Annotated in this window: 19 protein-coding genes; 16 read left to right on the forward strand and 3 right to left on the reverse strand. The window is 46.9% G+C overall.

Translation table 11 applies throughout. From position 1 onward, the window contains the following. Window positions 1-14 precede the first annotated feature (14 nt). Genes BM003_RS10005 through BM003_RS10015 form a run of 3 tightly spaced genes read right to left on the reverse strand, consistent with a single transcriptional unit; the run spans window position 15 to window position 2,829 of the window. On the reverse strand, window positions 15-203 hold the full coding sequence (locus BM003_RS10005; protein WP_093672670.1) for a hypothetical protein: 189 nt from the start codon (window positions 201-203) through the stop codon (window positions 15-17). A gap of 26 nt (window positions 204-229) precedes the next feature. Further along, on the reverse strand, window positions 230-1,414 hold the full coding sequence (locus tag BM003_RS10010) for a glycosyltransferase family 4 protein (protein ID WP_093672672.1): 1,185 nt from the start codon (window positions 1,412-1,414) through the stop codon (window positions 230-232). Beyond that, window positions 1,411-2,829: a lipopolysaccharide biosynthesis protein gene (locus tag BM003_RS10015; RefSeq protein WP_093672674.1), complete on the reverse strand. Its 1,419-nt coding sequence runs from the start codon at window positions 2,827-2,829 to the stop codon at window positions 1,411-1,413. The genes BM003_RS10010 and BM003_RS10015 overlap by 4 nt, the downstream gene beginning before the upstream one ends. A gap of 237 nt (window positions 2,830-3,066) precedes the next feature. Between BM003_RS10015 and BM003_RS18110 the strand changes: the two genes are divergently transcribed. The 16 genes from BM003_RS18110 to tuaH all read left to right on the forward strand — a co-directional run bounded on the left by BM003_RS18110 (window position 3,067) and on the right by tuaH (window position 17,226). Continuing rightward, entirely contained in the window at window positions 3,067-3,192 is a 126-nt protein-coding gene (locus tag BM003_RS18110; protein WP_281242892.1) for a hypothetical protein, read from the forward strand. A gap of 178 nt (window positions 3,193-3,370) precedes the next feature. After that, complete coding sequence (locus tag BM003_RS17850) at window positions 3,371-3,721, forward strand: ABC transporter transmembrane domain-containing protein (RefSeq protein ID WP_093672676.1); 351 nt, start codon at window positions 3,371-3,373, stop codon at window positions 3,719-3,721. Next, on the forward strand, window positions 3,643-3,861 hold the full coding sequence (locus tag BM003_RS17855) for a P-loop NTPase family protein (protein WP_425441048.1): 219 nt from the start codon (window positions 3,643-3,645) through the stop codon (window positions 3,859-3,861). The genes BM003_RS17850 and BM003_RS17855 overlap by 79 nt, the downstream gene beginning before the upstream one ends. A gap of 21 nt (window positions 3,862-3,882) precedes the next feature. Further along, complete coding sequence (locus BM003_RS10030) at window positions 3,883-4,503, forward strand: MptD family putative ECF transporter S component (protein ID WP_177184742.1); 621 nt, start codon at window positions 3,883-3,885, stop codon at window positions 4,501-4,503. After that, a complete protein-coding gene (locus tag BM003_RS10035) occupies window positions 4,496-5,182 on the forward strand; it encodes an energy-coupling factor transporter transmembrane component T (protein ID WP_177184743.1) in 687 nt (228 codons plus the stop codon). Before BM003_RS10030 ends, BM003_RS10035 begins: the two co-directional genes overlap by 8 nt. A gap of 33 nt (window positions 5,183-5,215) precedes the next feature. Next, the gene (locus tag BM003_RS10040) at window positions 5,216-6,688 is read left to right on the forward strand and encodes an ABC transporter ATP-binding protein (protein WP_093672682.1); all 1,473 of its coding nucleotides are present in this window, start codon (window positions 5,216-5,218) and stop codon (window positions 6,686-6,688) included. A 47-nt stretch (window positions 6,689-6,735) separates the two neighbouring features. Further along, window positions 6,736-7,008, forward strand: coding sequence for a hypothetical protein (locus BM003_RS10045; protein ID WP_093672684.1), 273 nt, complete (start codon window positions 6,736-6,738; stop codon window positions 7,006-7,008). Between the two features lie 260 nt (window positions 7,009-7,268). Next, window positions 7,269-8,588, forward strand: coding sequence for a UDP-glucose dehydrogenase family protein (locus BM003_RS10050; protein WP_093672686.1), 1,320 nt, complete (start codon window positions 7,269-7,271; stop codon window positions 8,586-8,588). Window positions 8,589-8,627: 39 nt separating this feature from the next. Beyond that, window positions 8,628-9,863 (forward strand): glycosyltransferase, encoded by a 1,236-nt coding sequence (locus tag BM003_RS10055; protein ID WP_093672688.1) that lies wholly within the window; start codon window positions 8,628-8,630, stop codon window positions 9,861-9,863. Further along, complete coding sequence (locus BM003_RS10060; RefSeq protein ID WP_093672690.1) at window positions 9,860-11,287, forward strand: lipopolysaccharide biosynthesis protein; 1,428 nt, start codon at window positions 9,860-9,862, stop codon at window positions 11,285-11,287. Before BM003_RS10055 ends, BM003_RS10060 begins: the two co-directional genes overlap by 4 nt. A 199-nt stretch (window positions 11,288-11,486) precedes the next feature. Next, entirely contained in the window at window positions 11,487-12,104 is a 618-nt protein-coding gene (locus BM003_RS10065) for a sugar transferase (RefSeq protein ID WP_177184747.1), read from the forward strand. A gap of 37 nt (window positions 12,105-12,141) precedes the next feature. Beyond that, complete coding sequence (locus BM003_RS10070; RefSeq protein WP_093672694.1) at window positions 12,142-13,077, forward strand: NAD-dependent epimerase/dehydratase family protein; 936 nt, start codon at window positions 12,142-12,144, stop codon at window positions 13,075-13,077. A 23-nt stretch (window positions 13,078-13,100) separates the two neighbouring features. Continuing rightward, window positions 13,101-14,582, forward strand: coding sequence for a teichuronic acid biosynthesis protein TuaE (gene tuaE / locus BM003_RS10075; protein WP_093672696.1), 1,482 nt, complete (start codon window positions 13,101-13,103; stop codon window positions 14,580-14,582). A 3-nt stretch (window positions 14,583-14,585) separates the two neighbouring features. Then, complete coding sequence (locus BM003_RS10080; protein ID WP_093672698.1) at window positions 14,586-15,263, forward strand: GumC domain-containing protein; 678 nt, start codon at window positions 14,586-14,588, stop codon at window positions 15,261-15,263. 19 nt (window positions 15,264-15,282) lie between these two features. Then, entirely contained in the window at window positions 15,283-16,053 is a 771-nt protein-coding gene (gene tuaG / locus BM003_RS10085; protein ID WP_093672700.1) for a teichuronic acid biosynthesis protein TuaG, read from the forward strand. A 21-nt stretch (window positions 16,054-16,074) separates the two neighbouring features. Further along, complete coding sequence (tuaH, locus tag BM003_RS10090; RefSeq protein ID WP_245734195.1) at window positions 16,075-17,226, forward strand: teichuronic acid biosynthesis protein TuaH; 1,152 nt, start codon at window positions 16,075-16,077, stop codon at window positions 17,224-17,226. The last annotated feature ends 200 nt before the right edge of the window (window positions 17,227-17,426 follow it).

The raw sequence follows: 17,426 nt of genomic DNA on the forward strand, positions 1-17,426 counted from the left end.
GGATAGTCCCGGATTTATCCCGGATTAAATGCCAAGTTTTCCTGATTAAGTCCCGACTTGCTGGGATAAAGCTCAAGATCGGTGTCCATTCCCGGATAAGGCCACAGTTTTCCGGGATAGTCCCGGATTTTTCCCAGATTAAATGCCGATTTTTCCTGATTAAGTCCCGACTTGCCGGGATAAAGCTCGAGCTCGGTGTCCATTTCTGGATAAGGTGCTGAATCAAACCTTAGTTCAGCCTTTTCAGTAACTCTTTTAGGTAGCCGTCGGCTCGGAACCGATGCAGTGCGGCTTTTCGAGCATTTGCACCAAGCTGATTGCGTAATTCCGGGTGAGCCGCGCAGCGCAGCAGGGCATCGGTCAAACGCATGTCGATATTGCTTCCCGTTTGGACCACAACCCCTGTTCCTGTGCCAATCAGTTCAGGAATGGCACCGGCATTGGTTGTAATAACGGTTTTCCCGAGGAGCATCGATTCGGCGATTGTTAAACCAAACGCTTCATTGCAAAGCGAAGGGAGCGCGATCATGTCGGCGATGGAGAGGTATGCCGGCAATTCATTATGGTTGATATAATCCATAAGCAAATAAGAATCCATTGGAAGTAAATCGAGCGCCGGCTGAATTTTCTTTTGATCTTTTTTATGCGGATAGTTGCCAAGCAATACTAAATAAAGTGCCGGCGTGACTAGTCGTGCATGCGCAAAGGCTTTTATCAGTTCCAGCACGCCTTTTCCAACGTTCAATCGTCCATAATAGAGCACAACTTGCCGATTTTCCGTTATACCGCACTGTTTACGGATTCTGCTTGAGGAGCGGTCGTCATAGGATGGACGGAACAATGCGGTATCAATCCGGTTGTAGAGAACACGCGCTTTCCATTTGTCGTGTTCGGATGCGGCTGCCTGCACGCGTTTATTGATGTAGCTGCTGACTGAAAGCACACGATCGCACATATGAATGATTGAGCGCGCCCCATAACACTCTTTATTCAACGTATCGTTATGCAGATGCAGTGCAATGCGCGTCTCGCTGCCCAGATGTCTGCGCAGCGATTTGATGAAGCGCGGCCGATTTTCGATAATGATCCAATCATATTTCTGATGCTTCAGCTTGCGAATCGTCCGAGTAAGGAACGCGTGAGAATAAAACGATACATGACATTTAGAGAATAGCCGGTTCGCTATATCACGTAAATGCTTGAACGGGTCCTTTGTTCGGATATAAAAAAAACGCGTGTGCTGAAATTGCTCGCTTTGCCGTTTAGCGGATGGATTCTCTACAGAATACACGTCAAATTCAACCTGGGGATTTTGTTCATTATCCTTGATCAGCATATCGACTAACGTTTCCACTGCGCCACCTTGAACGGCGGGCACCGGCCGTTTTTCCGTGCAAATAATCGCGATTTTCATTGATGCTCCTCCTCAGACTGCCTGTGCTGTTTCCAAATCGTCCATAACCTGCGAACGGTGCTGTGCTGAATGGTGATGATCAGCAGCAGAAGCGCGCTGTTGACTAGAGTGATTCCGGGAAATGCGAAGAGATTCAGAAATGCGCCGACGAGCAGAACAAAGAACACCATGTAGTGTTTGGCTACCGAGAACTTGATCCAGTACTTTTCTGAGAAAAAGGTGCGTACGCCGAAAAAGAATAAAAATGCAACCGCGGTGGAAATAGCCGCACCAGCCGCACCGAGCGGCGGAACAAGCAGAATATCAAGAATGATGGCCGGAATCAGTGCAGAGATCCCCACCCAAATGTTCAAATAACTTTTTTTGGAAAAGACAATGCCAAGACAGGTCGTCTCACTCACGGTGTAAATCAGAGGTTGCAGACAAAGGAAACCGATCAGATATTGTGCGCCGCTGTAATTGTCCGAGAGAATGTAAATAATGGCGCTTTTAAAAAGAAAAATACCGGCCGCAAGCAGTGACATCACCAGCAAGATTGTATCGCTGACGATCTTGAAATAAGTGTCCGGTCGATTCTCTGAGTACCATCGGTAGGCGGTTGGTACCCAGAAACTGGTAAAGCCAGTTTGAACAACAGAGAGCACGGCGGCAATTTTTAAAGTTGCTGAAAAAATACCGATCTGATCAAAGTCACTCCAAAGTCGAAGCGCGAGTCGATCCAACCCCCCGAGAAAACTGGAAAGCGAAGTGGCAATGACAATCGGCAGACCAAATCTGACTAACGTTTTCAATAGTGCATGATCAATGGTGAATCCTTTCAATTTGAGTAGTTCCCGGTAGCGCCAAAAGAGCCACACATCTCCGAGTATTTGACCGAATACTGTGGCGTAAACGACAGTCAGGAAATCACGACGAATGAAAAAAATGAAAATCAAAGTCAAAATGAGCACGGCGGTTTTGACCATAATTGTCAGCATGGAGTATTCGAATGCTTTTTCCTGCATGCGTACATAGAGCATCAGGAACCGTTCTAAGACCATGAATAACGTCATCACACCAAAAAGAATGGTCGGAAGTGTATCATTTCTGTTCCCGAAAAGGAGTTGGGACAAGGGCTGAGGAAAAAGCAGCGTGGCAAGCAGAACGAGCAGCGCCAAAGTTATTGGAAGAAGCATCGCGTTTTGCAGAAGGTTTGTTTTGTCACGCACGTCATGGTATTCGCGTGTGTAGGCTTGATCGATGCCGAGAAAGAGAAATGTGCCGACGATCGTCTGGAAGAGTAAGAACATGCTCGCTTTTCCGTATTCGGCGGGGTAAATATAATAGGTGGTCACGGGAATGGTAATGAATGAGATCAGTGCGCCGATGAACGGTCCCAACGAGAATCCAATAAACTTTTTAATTAGATTATTCATAGATTTTTCAACAGGTCAACCTGTACCTTTCAGCCCAATGTTCACTAGATAGTATTCCGTTAATCGATTCTTTTCATACAGGGGCATGAATCGAAATTTAAATAACGATACGAATGCCAATTGATATACATTTTCATTTATAACAATGGCTGAATCATGTATAGTAGAGGATAGATTAAGATTTTTCGAACCGCGCCTATGATCCGTCAGATTTCGGGTAAAGACAGGGGATTGCGGATGAACGGAAGGGTGGTTGTTCGCTTTGATCAACAAGAGACTGCTCCGTATGACACAGGGTGCGAGAAAATGGTTGTTCATCAGCGTGCTGAACAGTTATTTAAGCGCTGTTTTTTATATCGCTAGTTTGCTGCTTGTGGCGTTTTTCCTACGTACCATTCTAATTGGGTAGCTTTTCTTGCATTGATTGTACTTATTATCGCTCGAATGTGGACAAACAGTCGGATGGTTGGTTATGCGGCTCGTTATTCAAATAGGGCGAGAAGTATTCTGAGACGGACCCTCTATGAAAAGGTGACAGGATATGAAGACCCGCACATTGTTTTCTACCTCGGAACTTGTTCAAACAGCAGGGGACGGCATTGACCAATTGAACGCTTATTTTGGCCGCTACATTCCTCAGGTGTTCAACACACTGCTTGTCCCGCCGACTATTTTTATTGTTTTGTGCACATTTAATTGGGTAGTTGCGGTTGTTCTTCTGGCTTGTGTTCCATTGATCCCATTGTCAATTCTTGTGATTCGCAAAATGCCAAAGGGGCAATCAAGAGATTATCAACAGGTGAACGTCAAAGGCTGGCTCTGGCGCGGTTGTTGGTACGCAAGAGCGAGTTGGTACTTCTCGATGAGCCGACCAGCAATGTGGATCGATTAAATGAACGAATCATTTTACATGCACTACGTGAGGAATTCGATGGGAAGACAATGATTTTGGTCTCTCATCGGCAATCCGCACTGAACATGACCGACACCGTTTACGATGTACAGGACAGAACAGTAACGAAAATTAGATAAATGGAATTGAGAGGGTTCATTATGAAAAAAAGATTTTGGAGCGTTCGCGATGTTGTGACCATTGCCATCTTCACTGCCGTAATCATGATGATCGGCAGCGCGCTTTCAAAGGTACTGGGTGTCTTGAGTTTTATGACTGCCGGAGCGGCAACACTCGTATCCGGTGCGATTATTTCATTTTTGACGGCACCGCTTTTTTTGCTGATGGTCTTAAAAGTAGCGAAAAGGGGGACCATCCTCCTGCACAGTATCCTGTATGGATTGATCTTTCTGCTCGCCGGACTGCCGCATATGCTGCTTTTCTATGTATTGGTCGGATTGGTTGGCGAAGTGATGATGATACCAAGAGGAAAAGGATACCGCAATGTGTTCCGAGCTGGTCTTTCTTGCAGCGTCTTTCTGAGTTTTAAGGCTCTTCATCCTGCGGCGATTTTGTGGATTATCGGCAACTATAATCCTCAAGGTGTTCACGGGTATACGGCAGGACAAATCAGCAAAATGATGGCTATTTATTTTAATCCGATTACGCTCACGCTTCTGTTCATTCTGACATTCGCAGGATCTGTGATCGGCGCCTATGTCGGCGCGAAGTTGTTGCGCAAGCATTTTGTCAAGTCGGGAATTCTGCGGATTAATGACTAAACGGATAGCACTTGATCCGCGAACCAAAGTCATTGTTGTGCTGGTCACCGGCTTTCTCATCTTCGGATCAAGCGTTGACCAATTGCTGCTTCTTGTTGCGGCCATGGCCGGTTACGCGATTCTTAATGGATCGCGCCGGTCACTGTTCTTTTATTTATTGGTCCTTCTGTTCTATTTTCTATTTGATTATCTTGCCTCTGAGACACACAACATCGTTTTTGTGAGTATGGCATTTATTTCCTACTTTATCGTCTGTTTTCTTCCGGCTTTGCTTGCCGGAGAGGTACTTGCACGGACGCCTACCGGTCAGCTTATGGCGGCGCTTGCTTATTGGAGAGTTCCAAAAACCATTAGCATTGCTTTTGCTGTCAGCCTGCGCTTTATCCCCATTGCCGGAATGGAAATCCGTGCCATTCATGAGGTTATGGTGCAAAGAGATGTTTCTTTCTTCAGCAGAACCGGGTGGACACATCCATGGCGTGCCTTTGAGTATGTCCTCGTTCCGCTCATGACGCGCTTGCTGAAAATTTCCGATGAGTTGACGGCGTCTGCGGTGACGCGAGGCGCAGAGGCACCGCAGAGGCGCACGTCGCTGCATGTGATCAAATTTCAGCTCGCCGATTATCTGATCCTTTTTCTGTTATTTGTGCTCGCAGCGGCACTGCTGCGAGCAAGATAGCTGATTATTGTTAATGAAAGAGCAGGTTACATCATGATTGAGCTAAAAAATGTTGCTGTACGTACGTATCAAGGCGCGCCTATTCTGAGCAATTTCTCACTAACCGTTGCGCCGGGTGAACTGGTCGTGCTCTCCGGTCCAAGTGGCGGCGGCAAATCAACGGTGATTCGTCTGATTAACGGATTGATTTATATGGACGACGCATTGACGGTCGACGGGGAAGCCGAAATAGACCATGCTCCGATTGAAAAGATGCATTCGTGGGATCGCTCAGAACTTGTGGGCAGTGTGTTCCAGGATCCGCGCAGCCAATTTTTTGCATCGGTGGTAAAGGACGAGCTCGCTTTTTATTGCGAAAATTTCGGAATGGAACCGCGACAAATTGAAAAACGTATTCAACAGGCGGCAGAGGAACAAGGATTGATCCCCCTGCTGGATCATCGGATTATGACGTTATCCAGCGGGGAAAAGCAGAAGGTAGCGATCGCTTCTGTTCGCGTCGCGCGGCAGAAAATATACGTGCTTGATGAACCCTCTGCAAATTTGAATGCGACAGCGACAGCGGAATTGACTGCACTGCTAATGAGATGGAAAGCGGAAGGGCACACAATTGTACTGGCAGAACATCGTCTGCACTATTTGATAGGCCTATTGGACCGTATGGTGTATGTGAACGACGGCCGGGCGGTGCGCAGTTATTCGAGAGACGAGCTGGCAAATCTGTCATCGGAACAGCTCGCAGGATTAGGGCTTCGCCACACCAATCTAAACTGGGATACACGCGCGTTTCGATTGGGGGAACAACACGGCGGGCACATTCTGACACTGGGTCATCTGACGGTTAACGGGTGGGGCGGTGCTGACCCGCTTTTACGCGATCTTGATCTTTCCATTCGCTCCGGTGAGCTCGTGATGCTGACCGGAGCGAATGGAATCGGAAAGACGAGCCTGGCACGTGTCCTTTGTGGTCTCTCCAAGAATAGCGAGGGAATGATTTCCGTTGATGGAATGCTTGCTTCGCGCAGGAAAAGAAGCCGATTAGTCTGGTACGTCATGCAGGAGGCAGATTACCAATTATTTGGCGAGAGTGTGTGGGAGGAGCTGTTTGTAGGTGTTCGACACGTCAAGGAGATGGACCGAAAAGCGGAGCGAATTCTGCGCGATCTTGAACTGTGGGCGCTTCGGGATCGGCATCCGTCTACATTGTCCGGTGGTGAAAAGCAGCGTGTAACGCTCGCTGTCGCATTGATGAGTAACGCTTCCGTGATCATTCTTGATGAACCGACATCTGGTCTTGATTGGAAGAATCTGAAACAGGTCGCGGAGTGTCTAAAAAGAGAAGCGGAGAAAGGCAGAATCTTTTTGGTGATTACACATGACTATGAACTGATCAGTGAAGCGGGAACGCGGCTGATTCATTTGCGAAACCATGCTATTAATGCTGATTTTCCTTTGAATACATCATCTGGTGCGTATGTTTTGGATCTATTAGCGCAGGATGAGTAAAGACACAGGAAAACGATAGGAAAACGAACAGTCACGGGAGGATAATGATGAGCAACCGATACGCGATCTATGAAGAATATGATGGCAAGCGCACGATTCCGATTACTTTTCGGCTGCCGAAGAAAATCGTTGAGGCTGTCTCCATCCGGGATGCGGTTAATGCCTTTTCACTGAGTCATAATCTAGAAATCGTCCGTTATAACGAGCTTCCTGAAGATGACGCGCGCGTCCGTTTTCGCAGAACAAATTTATTCGGCCAAAGCAGCGACTTCGGTTATTATTTCAGAATGCTCAAATATGGAGAGTTTATTGAACAGTAAAGCCCGTTTTCTCGAACATGAGAAAGCGGCTTTTTTTTGAAAGGAAACGAAACGATTAAAGCTCTCCGTCATTTCCTGTAAGAGGAGTCTAACAAAAACAAAAAAATTCCGAGCGCCATCCGGTGATGAAAACTTAACTGAATCTAAGTGTTTCCTTAATATTCTCTTTACGTGTGAAAGTCATAATGAGAACCAATGCATGATTTCCATTATTCAAGGATATTTTAGTAATTAAAGAGGCAGAATGTGAGGGGACACATATGAAGATCGCAGTCATAGGTACAGGGTATGTTGGATTGGTGACAGGTGTTGCACTTTCTGAAATTGGTCATACGGTCACATGTATTGATGTTGATCCACGAAAAATCGAGGAACTCAATCAAGGAATTCCAACAATATATGAACCAGGGCTTGGCGATATGATGCTGAAAAATCAGCAACGCAATCGCTTGCGCTTTACTGATCAGCATCGTGCGGGTCTGGAAGGCGCGGAAGCTGTTTATCTAGCGGTCGGAACCCCTCAGCGCGCGGATGGTTCGGCGAATTTGCAGTATGTGGAGCAGGCAGCGCTGGATGTCGCTGAGCATATACAAAAATCGGTAATTGTAGTCATTAAAAGCACGGTTCCAGTTGGCACAAACCAACGAATTAAGCGTTTGATGATGCAGCATACTCGTCCCGGCGTCTCGATTAAAATCGCTTCTAATCCGGAATTTCTCAGAGAAGGTTCGGCGATTCACGATACATTCCATGGGGACCGAATTATTATTGGGACTGAAGATTATGAAACTGCCCATGTGTTGGAAGAAATCAACGCGCCGTTTGGCATTCCGGTAGTGAAAACGGATTTGTTCAGCAGCGAGATGATCAAATACGCCTCGAATGCGTTCCTGGCGACAAAAATAAGTTTTATTAACGAGATTGCAAATCTTTGTGAGAAATTAGGCGCGGATGTTGAGGAAGTTTCCAAGGGGATGGGACTCGACCACCGTATTGGAAACGCATTTTTAAAGGCGGGCATCGGCTATGGCGGCTCTTGTTTTCCTAAGGATACCAATGCGTTGGTGCAGCTTGCGGGCAACCATCACCACGACTTCAATTTGCTGAAGTCAGTCATTGAGGTCAACAATCATCAACAATGCCTCTTGATCGAAAAAATGGTGGCGCGATTCGGCTCTCTACATGACAAACGAATCGCTGTGCTTGGTCTCGCATTCAAACCGAACACTGATGATCTTCGCGAATCGCCGGCGCTTGTTATGATACCGAAACTGGTTGAACTCGGCGCGGATGTCGTCTGCTATGATCCAATCGCCGCAAATCAAGGCGCAAGGTGGATCAGTGAGCCGGTGGCTTATACAAAAAATGTCGCTGAATCGTTGAGTGGCGCGGACTGCGCGGTGATCATTACCGATTGGCCGGATATTAAGCGCATGAACCCGGAGACCTATGTCCGGCTCATGCGCACGCCGATCGTGTTCGACGGACGGAATTGTTACCCAATTCCTGTGGCACGTAAGGCGACTATCGAGTATTATTCCATCGGCCGACCGGATGTAGTTCCTGAAATCAGCAGGTAATGCGGCGCGCCGAAAGTCATAAGTTGATGGAGAAGTCGGATGAAGATTCTGTTTCTCGTCGGAGAGTTTCCAAAGCTCTCTCAGACGTTCATATTAAGTCAAATCACGGGGCTGATTGATGCCGGACATGAGGTGACGATTCTCGCTAAGAAAAGTGATGGCGGATCAAAAGTTCATCCGGATGTCCTGAATTATGATCTGCTCAAACATGTCGTTTATTATGGCGATGCGGCGCATTCGGAGAATCGATGTAATAAGGTTTTGGCGTTCGGCCGAGCACTATGCGCGCACATGGTTACCCGTATCTTTAATCGACAGTACAAAGGAGCGGTATCATTCAAGAATCTGTGCAAAATGCCGAACTTGATTCTGCTCGTGCGTACGCTCAATCAAGTAGATTTGACGGATCGTGCGATTATTGTGGCGCATTTCGGGCCGAACGGACTGCTTGCGCAGAAATGCATCGAGATGGGTTTGCTTAACGGAAAACTGTTCACCTTTTTTCATGGCTATGACATGTTGCGCTATGTAAAGCAAACGGGGAGGAATGCGTATCAAGATTTATTCCGTTCGCCCTCACTCATTCTGCCAATTAGTGATTTCTGGCGCAGACGGTGTATTGAACTCGGCGCGGATTCGTCCCGAGTCATCGTGCACCACATGGGGATTGATTTGCTTCGCTTTGGCAGTCATCCTGCACAGCTGACGAAACCGGTGATCCTCGTTTCAGCGGCCCGTTTGGTTGAGAAGAAAGGATTGGAATATGGCATCGAAGCTGTCGGTCAATTAATTACGAAAGGGTACGCCGTCCGTTATTTTATCGTGGGTGACGGTCCCTTGAAGGACAAGCTTCAAAACCAAATTGAAAAAAATAAGCTGACGCGGCAAATTCGTCTGCTTGGGTGGAAAACGCAAAACGAATGGATTGAACTGATGACGGATGCGCAGATTGTGCTTGCTCCGAGCATCACTGCGAGTGATGGAGATATGGAAGGGATACCGGTGCAATTGATGGAAGCGATGGCGATGAGGAAAATCGTTGTTTCTACCGTACACAGCGGCATTCCCGAGCTCATCCACGACGGAGAGAACGGCTGCCTCGTTCCCGAGAAAAATTCAGATGCACTTGCGGATGTATTGGAGCAGCTTATTCGTTCACCTGAGAAATGGAGCCGGATCACGCAGAACGCGCGTCAAACGATTAAGACGGAATTTAACAGTCAAAAGTTAAATGCGGAGCTGATTAAGCTCTTCAATGAAAAGAGGGCAAAATGAAAGCATTTATTAAACGACTGCTCGCTTTTTCAATTGGCCCTGCCGGTGGCGCGCTGATCGCTTTTATTACGATTCCGGTGACGACGCATTTTGTGTCGCCGGCCGAATACGGCAAGGCGAGCATGTTTGCACTCACGCTAACCATGCTGTCCACTGTTCAATACCTGGGCATCGATCAAGCATATACCAGAGAATTTAATGAGGTGAAGGACCGGGAAGCACTTTTTTTGCACGCGCTGCTGCTGCCGCTCCTGTTCGCCTTATTTTTATTAGTCATGATTGCTTTTAATCTTGGCGCGACCTCTCATTTCCTTTTTGGCGCGCGTGATCAGTCTACGGCTACGCTTTTACTGGGTGTTTCGCTGATCTTTATCACCTTTGAGCGTTTTATTTTGCTGTCGATTCGCATGGAAGAAAAAGCGCTCGCTTATTCTTTATTTACAATTTTTATTAAACTGACGGTTTTAGCCGCAACCTTACTTTTCGTTCTGATGATCCGAACGGATTTTCTCGCAGTTGTTTATTCGGCTGCAGCAGGTCAAATTATCGGCGACACGTTTCTGCTCATTCGTTACCGTGCCTATTTTAAAATTCGCGCCTTTCACTTTGACCGGGTATTGCTGCGCCGCATGCTGGTTTTTGGGCTGCCGCTTGTTGTCGCCGCATCGGCCTCCACCTTGCTCAATTCCGCGGGAAGGCTCGCGCTGAGGGTGTGGGGCAGTTTCTATGATATCGGCATGTTCACGGCGGCGCTTAAAGTTGCGGCCGTTCTCGCTGTTGTCCAATCCAGTTTTACCAGCTTCTGGGTCCCTACGGCTTATCGTTGGCATAGCGAGGGGCAGTCAATCCGCTTGTTTCGCGCGGTCAGCGAAGGCGTACTTCTTTTCATGTCGCTTCTTTATTTCGGCGTCATTCTTTTTAAAGATCAATTGATGCTGCTTTTATCTCCGCAATACGTGCCCGCGGCGGGACTGCTTGGCTTGCTTTGCCTGCAACCGGTTTTATATACAGTCAGTGAAACCACAACGCTTGGCATTGTTTTTTCCCGTAAAAGTTATCTGAATATCTGGGTCAGTCTATGTTCACTGCTCCCGTGCCTGATCATTAACAGTCTTGTTGTTCCGCGTTTCGGCGCAATTGGTGCGGGGCTCGCAACAGGAGTTTCTTATGTCCTGTTTTTTTGGAGCAGAAGCTATTTCTCAGCGAAAAACTGGAGCGGATTTCCATTAACAACACATTATGCGGTGATGCTCGTGCTTCTAGCGGCGGGAATTCTCAACACTTCTCATTTCCCATTCATGCTTTTGGCAAATTTGGGCATGCTTTTACTAGTCATTCTCATTCAGAGTGGTTCGATCCTATCGATTTACAGAAAATGGCGCGCGGCGCGGCGGACAAATGATTCTTCTTCCATTTCTTCTTAACGATGGAGATTGGCTCACTTTGTGATCATTTCTAAAAAAGTCGAGGGACATATTTACACAACCTTTAATAAACCACCACAATTGCTACATAAACGTTCTCTATAATTGAAACAAGTTCTGAAGAGCAAGTAATCGATGAACTGGAGAGGTGTTTCATGTGAAGGCGGAAAAAGAAATAGGGGTTTATAGCGGTTATTCGATGATGACACCGCCAAGCGTCGTTCTCCCTGAGGGCGTAAAAACGTATCTTCTGATCAAGAGGGGTTTTGACCTGATCTTCGGATTTCTGGGTTTGGTGATTACCGCGCCAATTGTTTTTGTTTTTTCACTACTCATTGTCTTGGAGACACCGGGATCGCCCTTCTATGCTCAGGAACGTGTCGGAAAAGGTGGAAAAACGTTTCGGTTGATCAAGCTCCGTTCGATGTGCAAGGATGCCGAGCGTGCGGGCGCGAAATGGGCGGAAGCACATGATCCGCGCGTGACTCGAGTCGGCCGGTTCATTCGCAAGACACGTATTGATGAGCTCCCTCAATTCTTTTCCGTTATCAAAGGGGACATGTCGCTGATTGGCCCAAGACCTGAGCGGCCAATGTTCACAGAAAAGTTTGATCACGAGATACCCGGCTTTAAAAAAAGGCTGCTCGTGAAACCGGGATTGACAGGACTTGCGCAGGTCAGCGGCGGTTATGATTTATCACCAAAGGAAAAATTAGTTTATGACTTAGCGTATGTGCGCAACTTATCGCCTGCGCTTGAGTGGAACATTTTGCTGCGCACGGTCAAGGTATTGGTGACCGGCGACGGCGCCCGATAAAACACGTCACGAACGATGAATATCAGGAGGTATTCCCATGGAAAAAGTACTGGTTACCGGCGGAGCCGGATTTATTGGTTCTCATGTTGTTGAAGCATTGCTGAGACAAGGTTACGCGGTCGCTGTCATGGACAACTTTTCAACAGGTCATCGGGACAATATCGCCGATCTGCCTGTTGACTTATATATTTGTGATGTCGCCGATCCGGCGGTTATTAATGTGATTCAAGCGATTCATCCGAATTATATCGTTCACTTGGCGGCGCAGATCAGCGTCTCTCAATCGGTCGCCGATCCGCTTTTCGACGAACGCACGAATGTGACCGGGTCGCTTAACGTGATGAACGGTGCACGACTGGCGAATGTAAAGAAGATTGTCTTTTCATCATCGGCAGCTGTCTATGGCAATCCACTTGAGATTCCAGTGACCACACAGCATCCGACGAATCCCGAATCACCCTATGGATTAACAAAATTGACAGTTGAGCATTACTTGCAGATGTTTGAAAAATTTTATCAGCTTTCCTACGGTATTCTGCGTTTCAGCAATGTCTATGGACCGCGTCAGGATGCAGACGGAGAAGGCGGCGTCGTGTCAATCTTTTCGGATCGAATTCAAAAAGGCACGCCGCCGATGATTTATGGTGACGGAGATCAAACACGAGATTTTATTTTCGTAAAAGATGTTGCCGCCGCTGTAGTCGCTGCTCTTTCTGTAAAAGAAAGCTTGCGCGTCAACATATCGTCACAAACGGCAATCAGCATCAAGGATCTTTTTCAAGTGATGAAGGAAGTATCAGGCTCAGATCTTGATGTGTATTATGGGCCAAAACGAAACGGGGACATCAGGCACAGCGTTCTCTCTAATCAGCGCGCGAAAGAACTTCTGAATTGGGAACCCAAAGTCATTTTGGCAGACGGGCTCCGAATGACGCTGCGTTCATTGAAGCGCAAAAAGCGGGCCGCTGTCTAATCTCGAGAACGTGGAGGCGGACAATGACGGCAACTTCATCAGTTTATGGAAAAAACCATTCAGGCGCGAGTCGAGCGGTCATTGAATCAATGGCAATTATCGCGGCGTTGCTCGCAGCCCTAATTGGTATCTATTGGATTGAAAATGTGTGGATTCAGATGCTTCTGGTCATGGCATGGACCAGTTCTTTGGTCATTGCTCTTCTCTATTTAAAAGAACATGCGACGAGCAAAGTCCTGCTCTTAAGCATGATGTATCTGCTGATTGCGTCGACCTTTTTAAATCAAGCGCTGCTCAGTATTTCCACCGGTTTTTTCACACTTTTTGTTTATCGGCTGCTTTTGATTGGCAGTACTGTTGTTTTTTTGGCACATGCGGGGAAGATCGGCGGCTTCTACGTGCAGTGGAAGTCAATGCAGGTAAAGGGAACACTCTTTTTCCTTCTCTTTTGGCTCGCTTACGCCGGGACTTCTCTACTTTGGTCTTGGTCGGTTGTAGAGGGGGTTAAATATCTGCTTCTACTGGGAATTGGCCTTTTATTTATCTTTTTGGCTGTCTTTACATTCACCCGTGTCCGGCAAATGATCGCGTTTCATAGCATTTGGCTGCTGATGAGCACGGCACTGATCGTGATCGGACTGGTCAATCATTTTGCGCGTATGCAATTGCCGACATCGACATTATTTGGGGGACCGGAGTACAAACAGGCCTACCCGACTGCTGTGTTTACGAATCAAAATGATTTCGCGACACTGCTTGCGATCTCATTCTTTTTTTATTTAGCGGCGGGCAGAAATTATCGGAATCGATTGCTTCGCTTCTTTTGCTTTGTCCTTGCGGCATTAGCGATTTGGCTGATTTACTTGACCGAATCGCGTGCCAGCCTGCTCGGGGTAGCGGCAGGCAGCGCCTTCTACCTCTTTTTAATGATCCCGGAAAAGAGAAAAAAGGCAGTGTTGTGGACGGGTTTTATCGCAGCAGCCGGCGGGTTGCTCGTATTATTTGGAAAACTGCTTGAAAAATGGCAGAGCTTTTGGAGCTTTACAGCAGGCTATGTGGTGAATGAAAATCCGGATTCTAATTCGGTCCGAGTGCATTTACTGCAAAGCAGTTGGCGTTATTTAACAGAATCGTTTGGCATGGGGGTAGGTTCCGGCAATCTTGCCGTTTATCTTGAGAACCGTCCGATTCTGAACACGGATTCTATTTTCGAAGTGCATAATTGGCTGGCAGAGATAACGGGTAATTTCGGTTTTCTTATAGGCGCGGGTTATCTCGCCATGTATCTTGCTCTTTTTAGTTCATTAATGAAGATGTATTCACTACATGCAGGCAGAAAAACTCGGTTGCTTGTGGAGACGTGTCTCACGGCTCAGATCGCGTTCTTGATTTCCAGCATCAGTCCGAGCTCGGTCAGTAACCTGTATTTTCACTGGGTTTTTCTTGGCTTTGTGATCTGCACGGTGTCCGTTCTTCATCAATCGAAACAGTCAGGAGAGTCGTAATTAATGAGTGTGTTTAACCATGTGGCAGAGCGATTAAGAAAGCATTTATGGATTGTGATTGCGTTGCCTATTCTTCTTGGAATTACCGGATGGCTGGTTCCGATAGGCAAAATGCCTTCTTCGTTCGAGGCACAAACAACGATTCAATTGGGTTCCTATATGAAGGATGAGTATAACGATCCCAATCAAGTGGCCATTATTCTTTCGAATGATCCATTCTTTGAAAAGCATGTACAGGAACTGTGGAATGAGCGGCAACAGGCTCTATTAAGTCAAGTGACCATCAGCGACCTATCCAATCATTTGATTCAGATCCGCTACCGAGGAAAAGATACGGATGACGCGATGGATGGCGTCAATGCGGTGACGAACGCATTTCTTGCTGAAGATCAGACACGATTTAATCAGAAGGAAAAGATTATTGATCAGGCTATTGAAAGTTTGAAGAAGGAAAAAACATCAGAAAATGAAACGGTTGAACGCGCACGCTTTCTTTATAAACTTCAGTTAGAAAAAGCGAACATGAAACCGGCTCAACTGCTCGAGCCTGCCCAAAAGGGAAGCGGTACACGTGTATCGGCGCTCTCTTCCAAAAAAAGAGCGGCGCTCGGCTTTATGATCGGCGTCACATTTAGTATGATCGGCGCCGCTTTGCCGGAGTTTGTGCGTAGAAAGGAATAAGGCAGGAGGCGGCAATACCATGGCGATTGAACAAGCACTGGTTTCCATTATCACACCAACCTTTTGTTCGGAGAAGACGATTAGGAAAACCATCCGTTCTGTGCGCGAACAGACGTATCCGCATTGGGAACTAATTATTATTGACGACGCGTCGACGGATCGGACGCGCGAATTGCTGCGAGAGGCTGCGGAGAAAGACAGCCGCATAAAACTATTATTTTTGCAGGAGAATCGTGGTGCAGCATTCGCAAGAAATAGGGCGCTTGAACTCGCTCAGGGCCGTTACATTGCTTTCCTTGACAGCGATGACTGTTGGAAAACGAAAAAGATTGAAGAACAATTACGATTTATGGAAATGCATCACTACGCGTTCACCTTTACGGGGTACGAGTTAATGGATGCCGACGGACATTTGCTGAATAAATTGATCGCCGCTCCGTCCCGTGTGACCTATAAACGAATGTTGAAGAATACCATTGTCGGCTGTCTGACCGTGATGATTGATCGACAACAGATCGGCGATTTTCGTATGCCTGATCTGCGCTCCCGTCAGGATCTGGCGACATGGCTGTCCTTACTGAAGAAAGGCACTGTTGCCTACGGGCTGAATGAGACATTGGCTGAATACCGAATCAGCGGTAAAGAATCGCTCTCAGGGAACAAATGGAGGGCGGCTAAGAAAACGTGGTTTGTATACCGACGCGTTGAACATTTACCGCTCCTTGCGTCATGCTGGTATTTTGTCAACTATGCAACGAATGCGTTCATTAAGCGTTTTATCAGTATTTAACTCGTGAAGGGAACGAATGCTTTGAAGACGATACATGTTGTCATCGGCGCAGGAACATGGAAACAGGACGGCTTGCGTTATCGACGTCATCGTCTTGCCGAATTTCTCGCGTCGCGTCCGGATACGCAGCGCGTATTTTGGCTTTGTCCCGCGCCACGTCCATTATCCAATCGGAGGTTAGGCAAAGCCGGTAAAATTGAACAGTGGGCAGTGACTGATGTGCTCCCGCAAAAAGCATTTCGATTCGGACGGTACCTGTCGCCTTTTCATAAACGACGACTCAGTGAATTTGTGGGCATGCTTGAATCGTTAGCCAATCACGATCATGTCTGTTTATGGTATACATTTCCAGGATTCCCGGTTCTGAAGGACCTCTTTCCATGGAACCGTGTCGTTTATGATCGCAGTGATTTGTGGGCGGCTCCAATCAGCGGACGAATGTCCTTTGTTGCCAAGATGAGACGGCAGGTGATCGCTCAGGCGGAACGACAAATTGTTAACCGAGCGGATTTGATTTTTTGTACCTCTGACTATCTGCACAAGGAAACGGTGCGCGACCTTCCCGCAGAAAAACGTGACCGTGTCCGAACAATCGAAAATGGTGTGGACTATCAACTTTTTTCAGAAGACGCAGAACTATACATGGGTGATACAGGGAAGACTGTGCTTGGCTATATTGGAGGAATTAAACCGAAGCTTGATTTCGCGTTGCTCAATGAAGTGGCCGGACAAAGACCGGAATGGCAGATTCTGCTCGTCGGTCCGGATGGAACACGAGGTGAGCCGGCATTCGCCCGTCTGCTTGAACGGGATAATGTGATTTGGATTGGCGCTGTACCGCCGAATGAGGTGCCGCATTATATGAGGCGTATATCTATTGGACTGATGCCTTACAAATCGTCTCCATATAACAGTGCGGTCTTTCCATTAAAATTATTTGAGTTTCTTGCCGCGGGGAAAGCAGCGGTTGGCATCCATTTGCCGTCAACGAAAAAATATGAACAAGATTCCGTGTATACGTGCCTCACAAGTTCGGAACCGCGGCAATTGATTCAGGTCTGCGAGCATTTGGAAAAGATAATTAATGATCCGGAAGCGATTCGCAAACGTAAAGTGCTTGCGCAATCAAAGGATTGGTCAAAGATTTTTGAAGAAATGCTTAGCGTTCTATAAATTAAATTGTAAAGCTCTAGTTCTATACTAATAGACAATTATTCCCGCGGCTGATTGCCGCTTTTTTCGTTGATTTCGTGATTATACAGTTGTTACAATATAATGGAAGAAACACGATTTGCGTTTTGATTTAAGCACTTGACTTAAATGCGCTTGTCTATATAATTAAAATAGAATTTTTATCGGATTTTTGCCGACAC

The organism is Sporolactobacillus nakayamae (assembly GCF_900113325.1).
Taxonomy (GTDB): Bacteria; Bacillota; Bacilli; order Bacillales; family Sporolactobacillaceae; genus Sporolactobacillus; species Sporolactobacillus nakayamae.

Bases quoted from the DNA above. Each gene is read 5' to 3' on its own strand.
- BM003_RS10070 (WP_093672694.1), top strand. From the start codon at position 12,142: ATGGAAAAAGTACTGGTTACCGGCGGAGCCGGATTTATTGGTTCTCAT.
- BM003_RS18110 (WP_281242892.1), top strand. From the start codon at position 3,067: ATGAACGGAAGGGTGGTTGTTCGCTTTGATCAACAAGAGACTGCTCCG.
- BM003_RS10005 (WP_093672670.1), bottom strand. From the start codon at position 203: ATGGACACCGAGCTCGAGCTTTATCCCGGCAAGTCGGGACTTAATCAG.
- BM003_RS10060 (WP_093672690.1), top strand. From the start codon at position 9,860: ATGAAAGCATTTATTAAACGACTGCTCGCTTTTTCAATTGGCCCTGCC.
- BM003_RS10050 (WP_093672686.1), top strand. From the start codon at position 7,269: ATGAAGATCGCAGTCATAGGTACAGGGTATGTTGGATTGGTGACAGGT.
- BM003_RS10080 (WP_093672698.1), top strand. From the start codon at position 14,586: ATGAGTGTGTTTAACCATGTGGCAGAGCGATTAAGAAAGCATTTATGG.
- BM003_RS10055 (WP_093672688.1), top strand. From the start codon at position 8,628: ATGAAGATTCTGTTTCTCGTCGGAGAGTTTCCAAAGCTCTCTCAGACG.
- tuaE (WP_093672696.1), top strand. From the start codon at position 13,101: ATGACGGCAACTTCATCAGTTTATGGAAAAAACCATTCAGGCGCGAGT.
- tuaG (WP_093672700.1), top strand. From the start codon at position 15,283: ATGGCGATTGAACAAGCACTGGTTTCCATTATCACACCAACCTTTTGT.
- BM003_RS10045 (WP_093672684.1), top strand. From the start codon at position 6,736: ATGAGCAACCGATACGCGATCTATGAAGAATATGATGGCAAGCGCACG.
- BM003_RS10035 (WP_177184743.1), top strand. From the start codon at position 4,496: ATGACTAAACGGATAGCACTTGATCCGCGAACCAAAGTCATTGTTGTG.
- BM003_RS17850 (WP_093672676.1), top strand. From the start codon at position 3,371: ATGAAGACCCGCACATTGTTTTCTACCTCGGAACTTGTTCAAACAGCA.
- BM003_RS10030 (WP_177184742.1), top strand. From the start codon at position 3,883: ATGAAAAAAAGATTTTGGAGCGTTCGCGATGTTGTGACCATTGCCATC.
- BM003_RS10015 (WP_093672674.1), bottom strand. From the start codon at position 2,829: ATGAATAATCTAATTAAAAAGTTTATTGGATTCTCGTTGGGACCGTTC.
- BM003_RS10010 (WP_093672672.1), bottom strand. From the start codon at position 1,414: ATGAAAATCGCGATTATTTGCACGGAAAAACGGCCGGTGCCCGCCGTT.
- BM003_RS10065 (WP_177184747.1), top strand. From the start codon at position 11,487: ATGATGACACCGCCAAGCGTCGTTCTCCCTGAGGGCGTAAAAACGTAT.
- BM003_RS10040 (WP_093672682.1), top strand. From the start codon at position 5,216: ATGATTGAGCTAAAAAATGTTGCTGTACGTACGTATCAAGGCGCGCCT.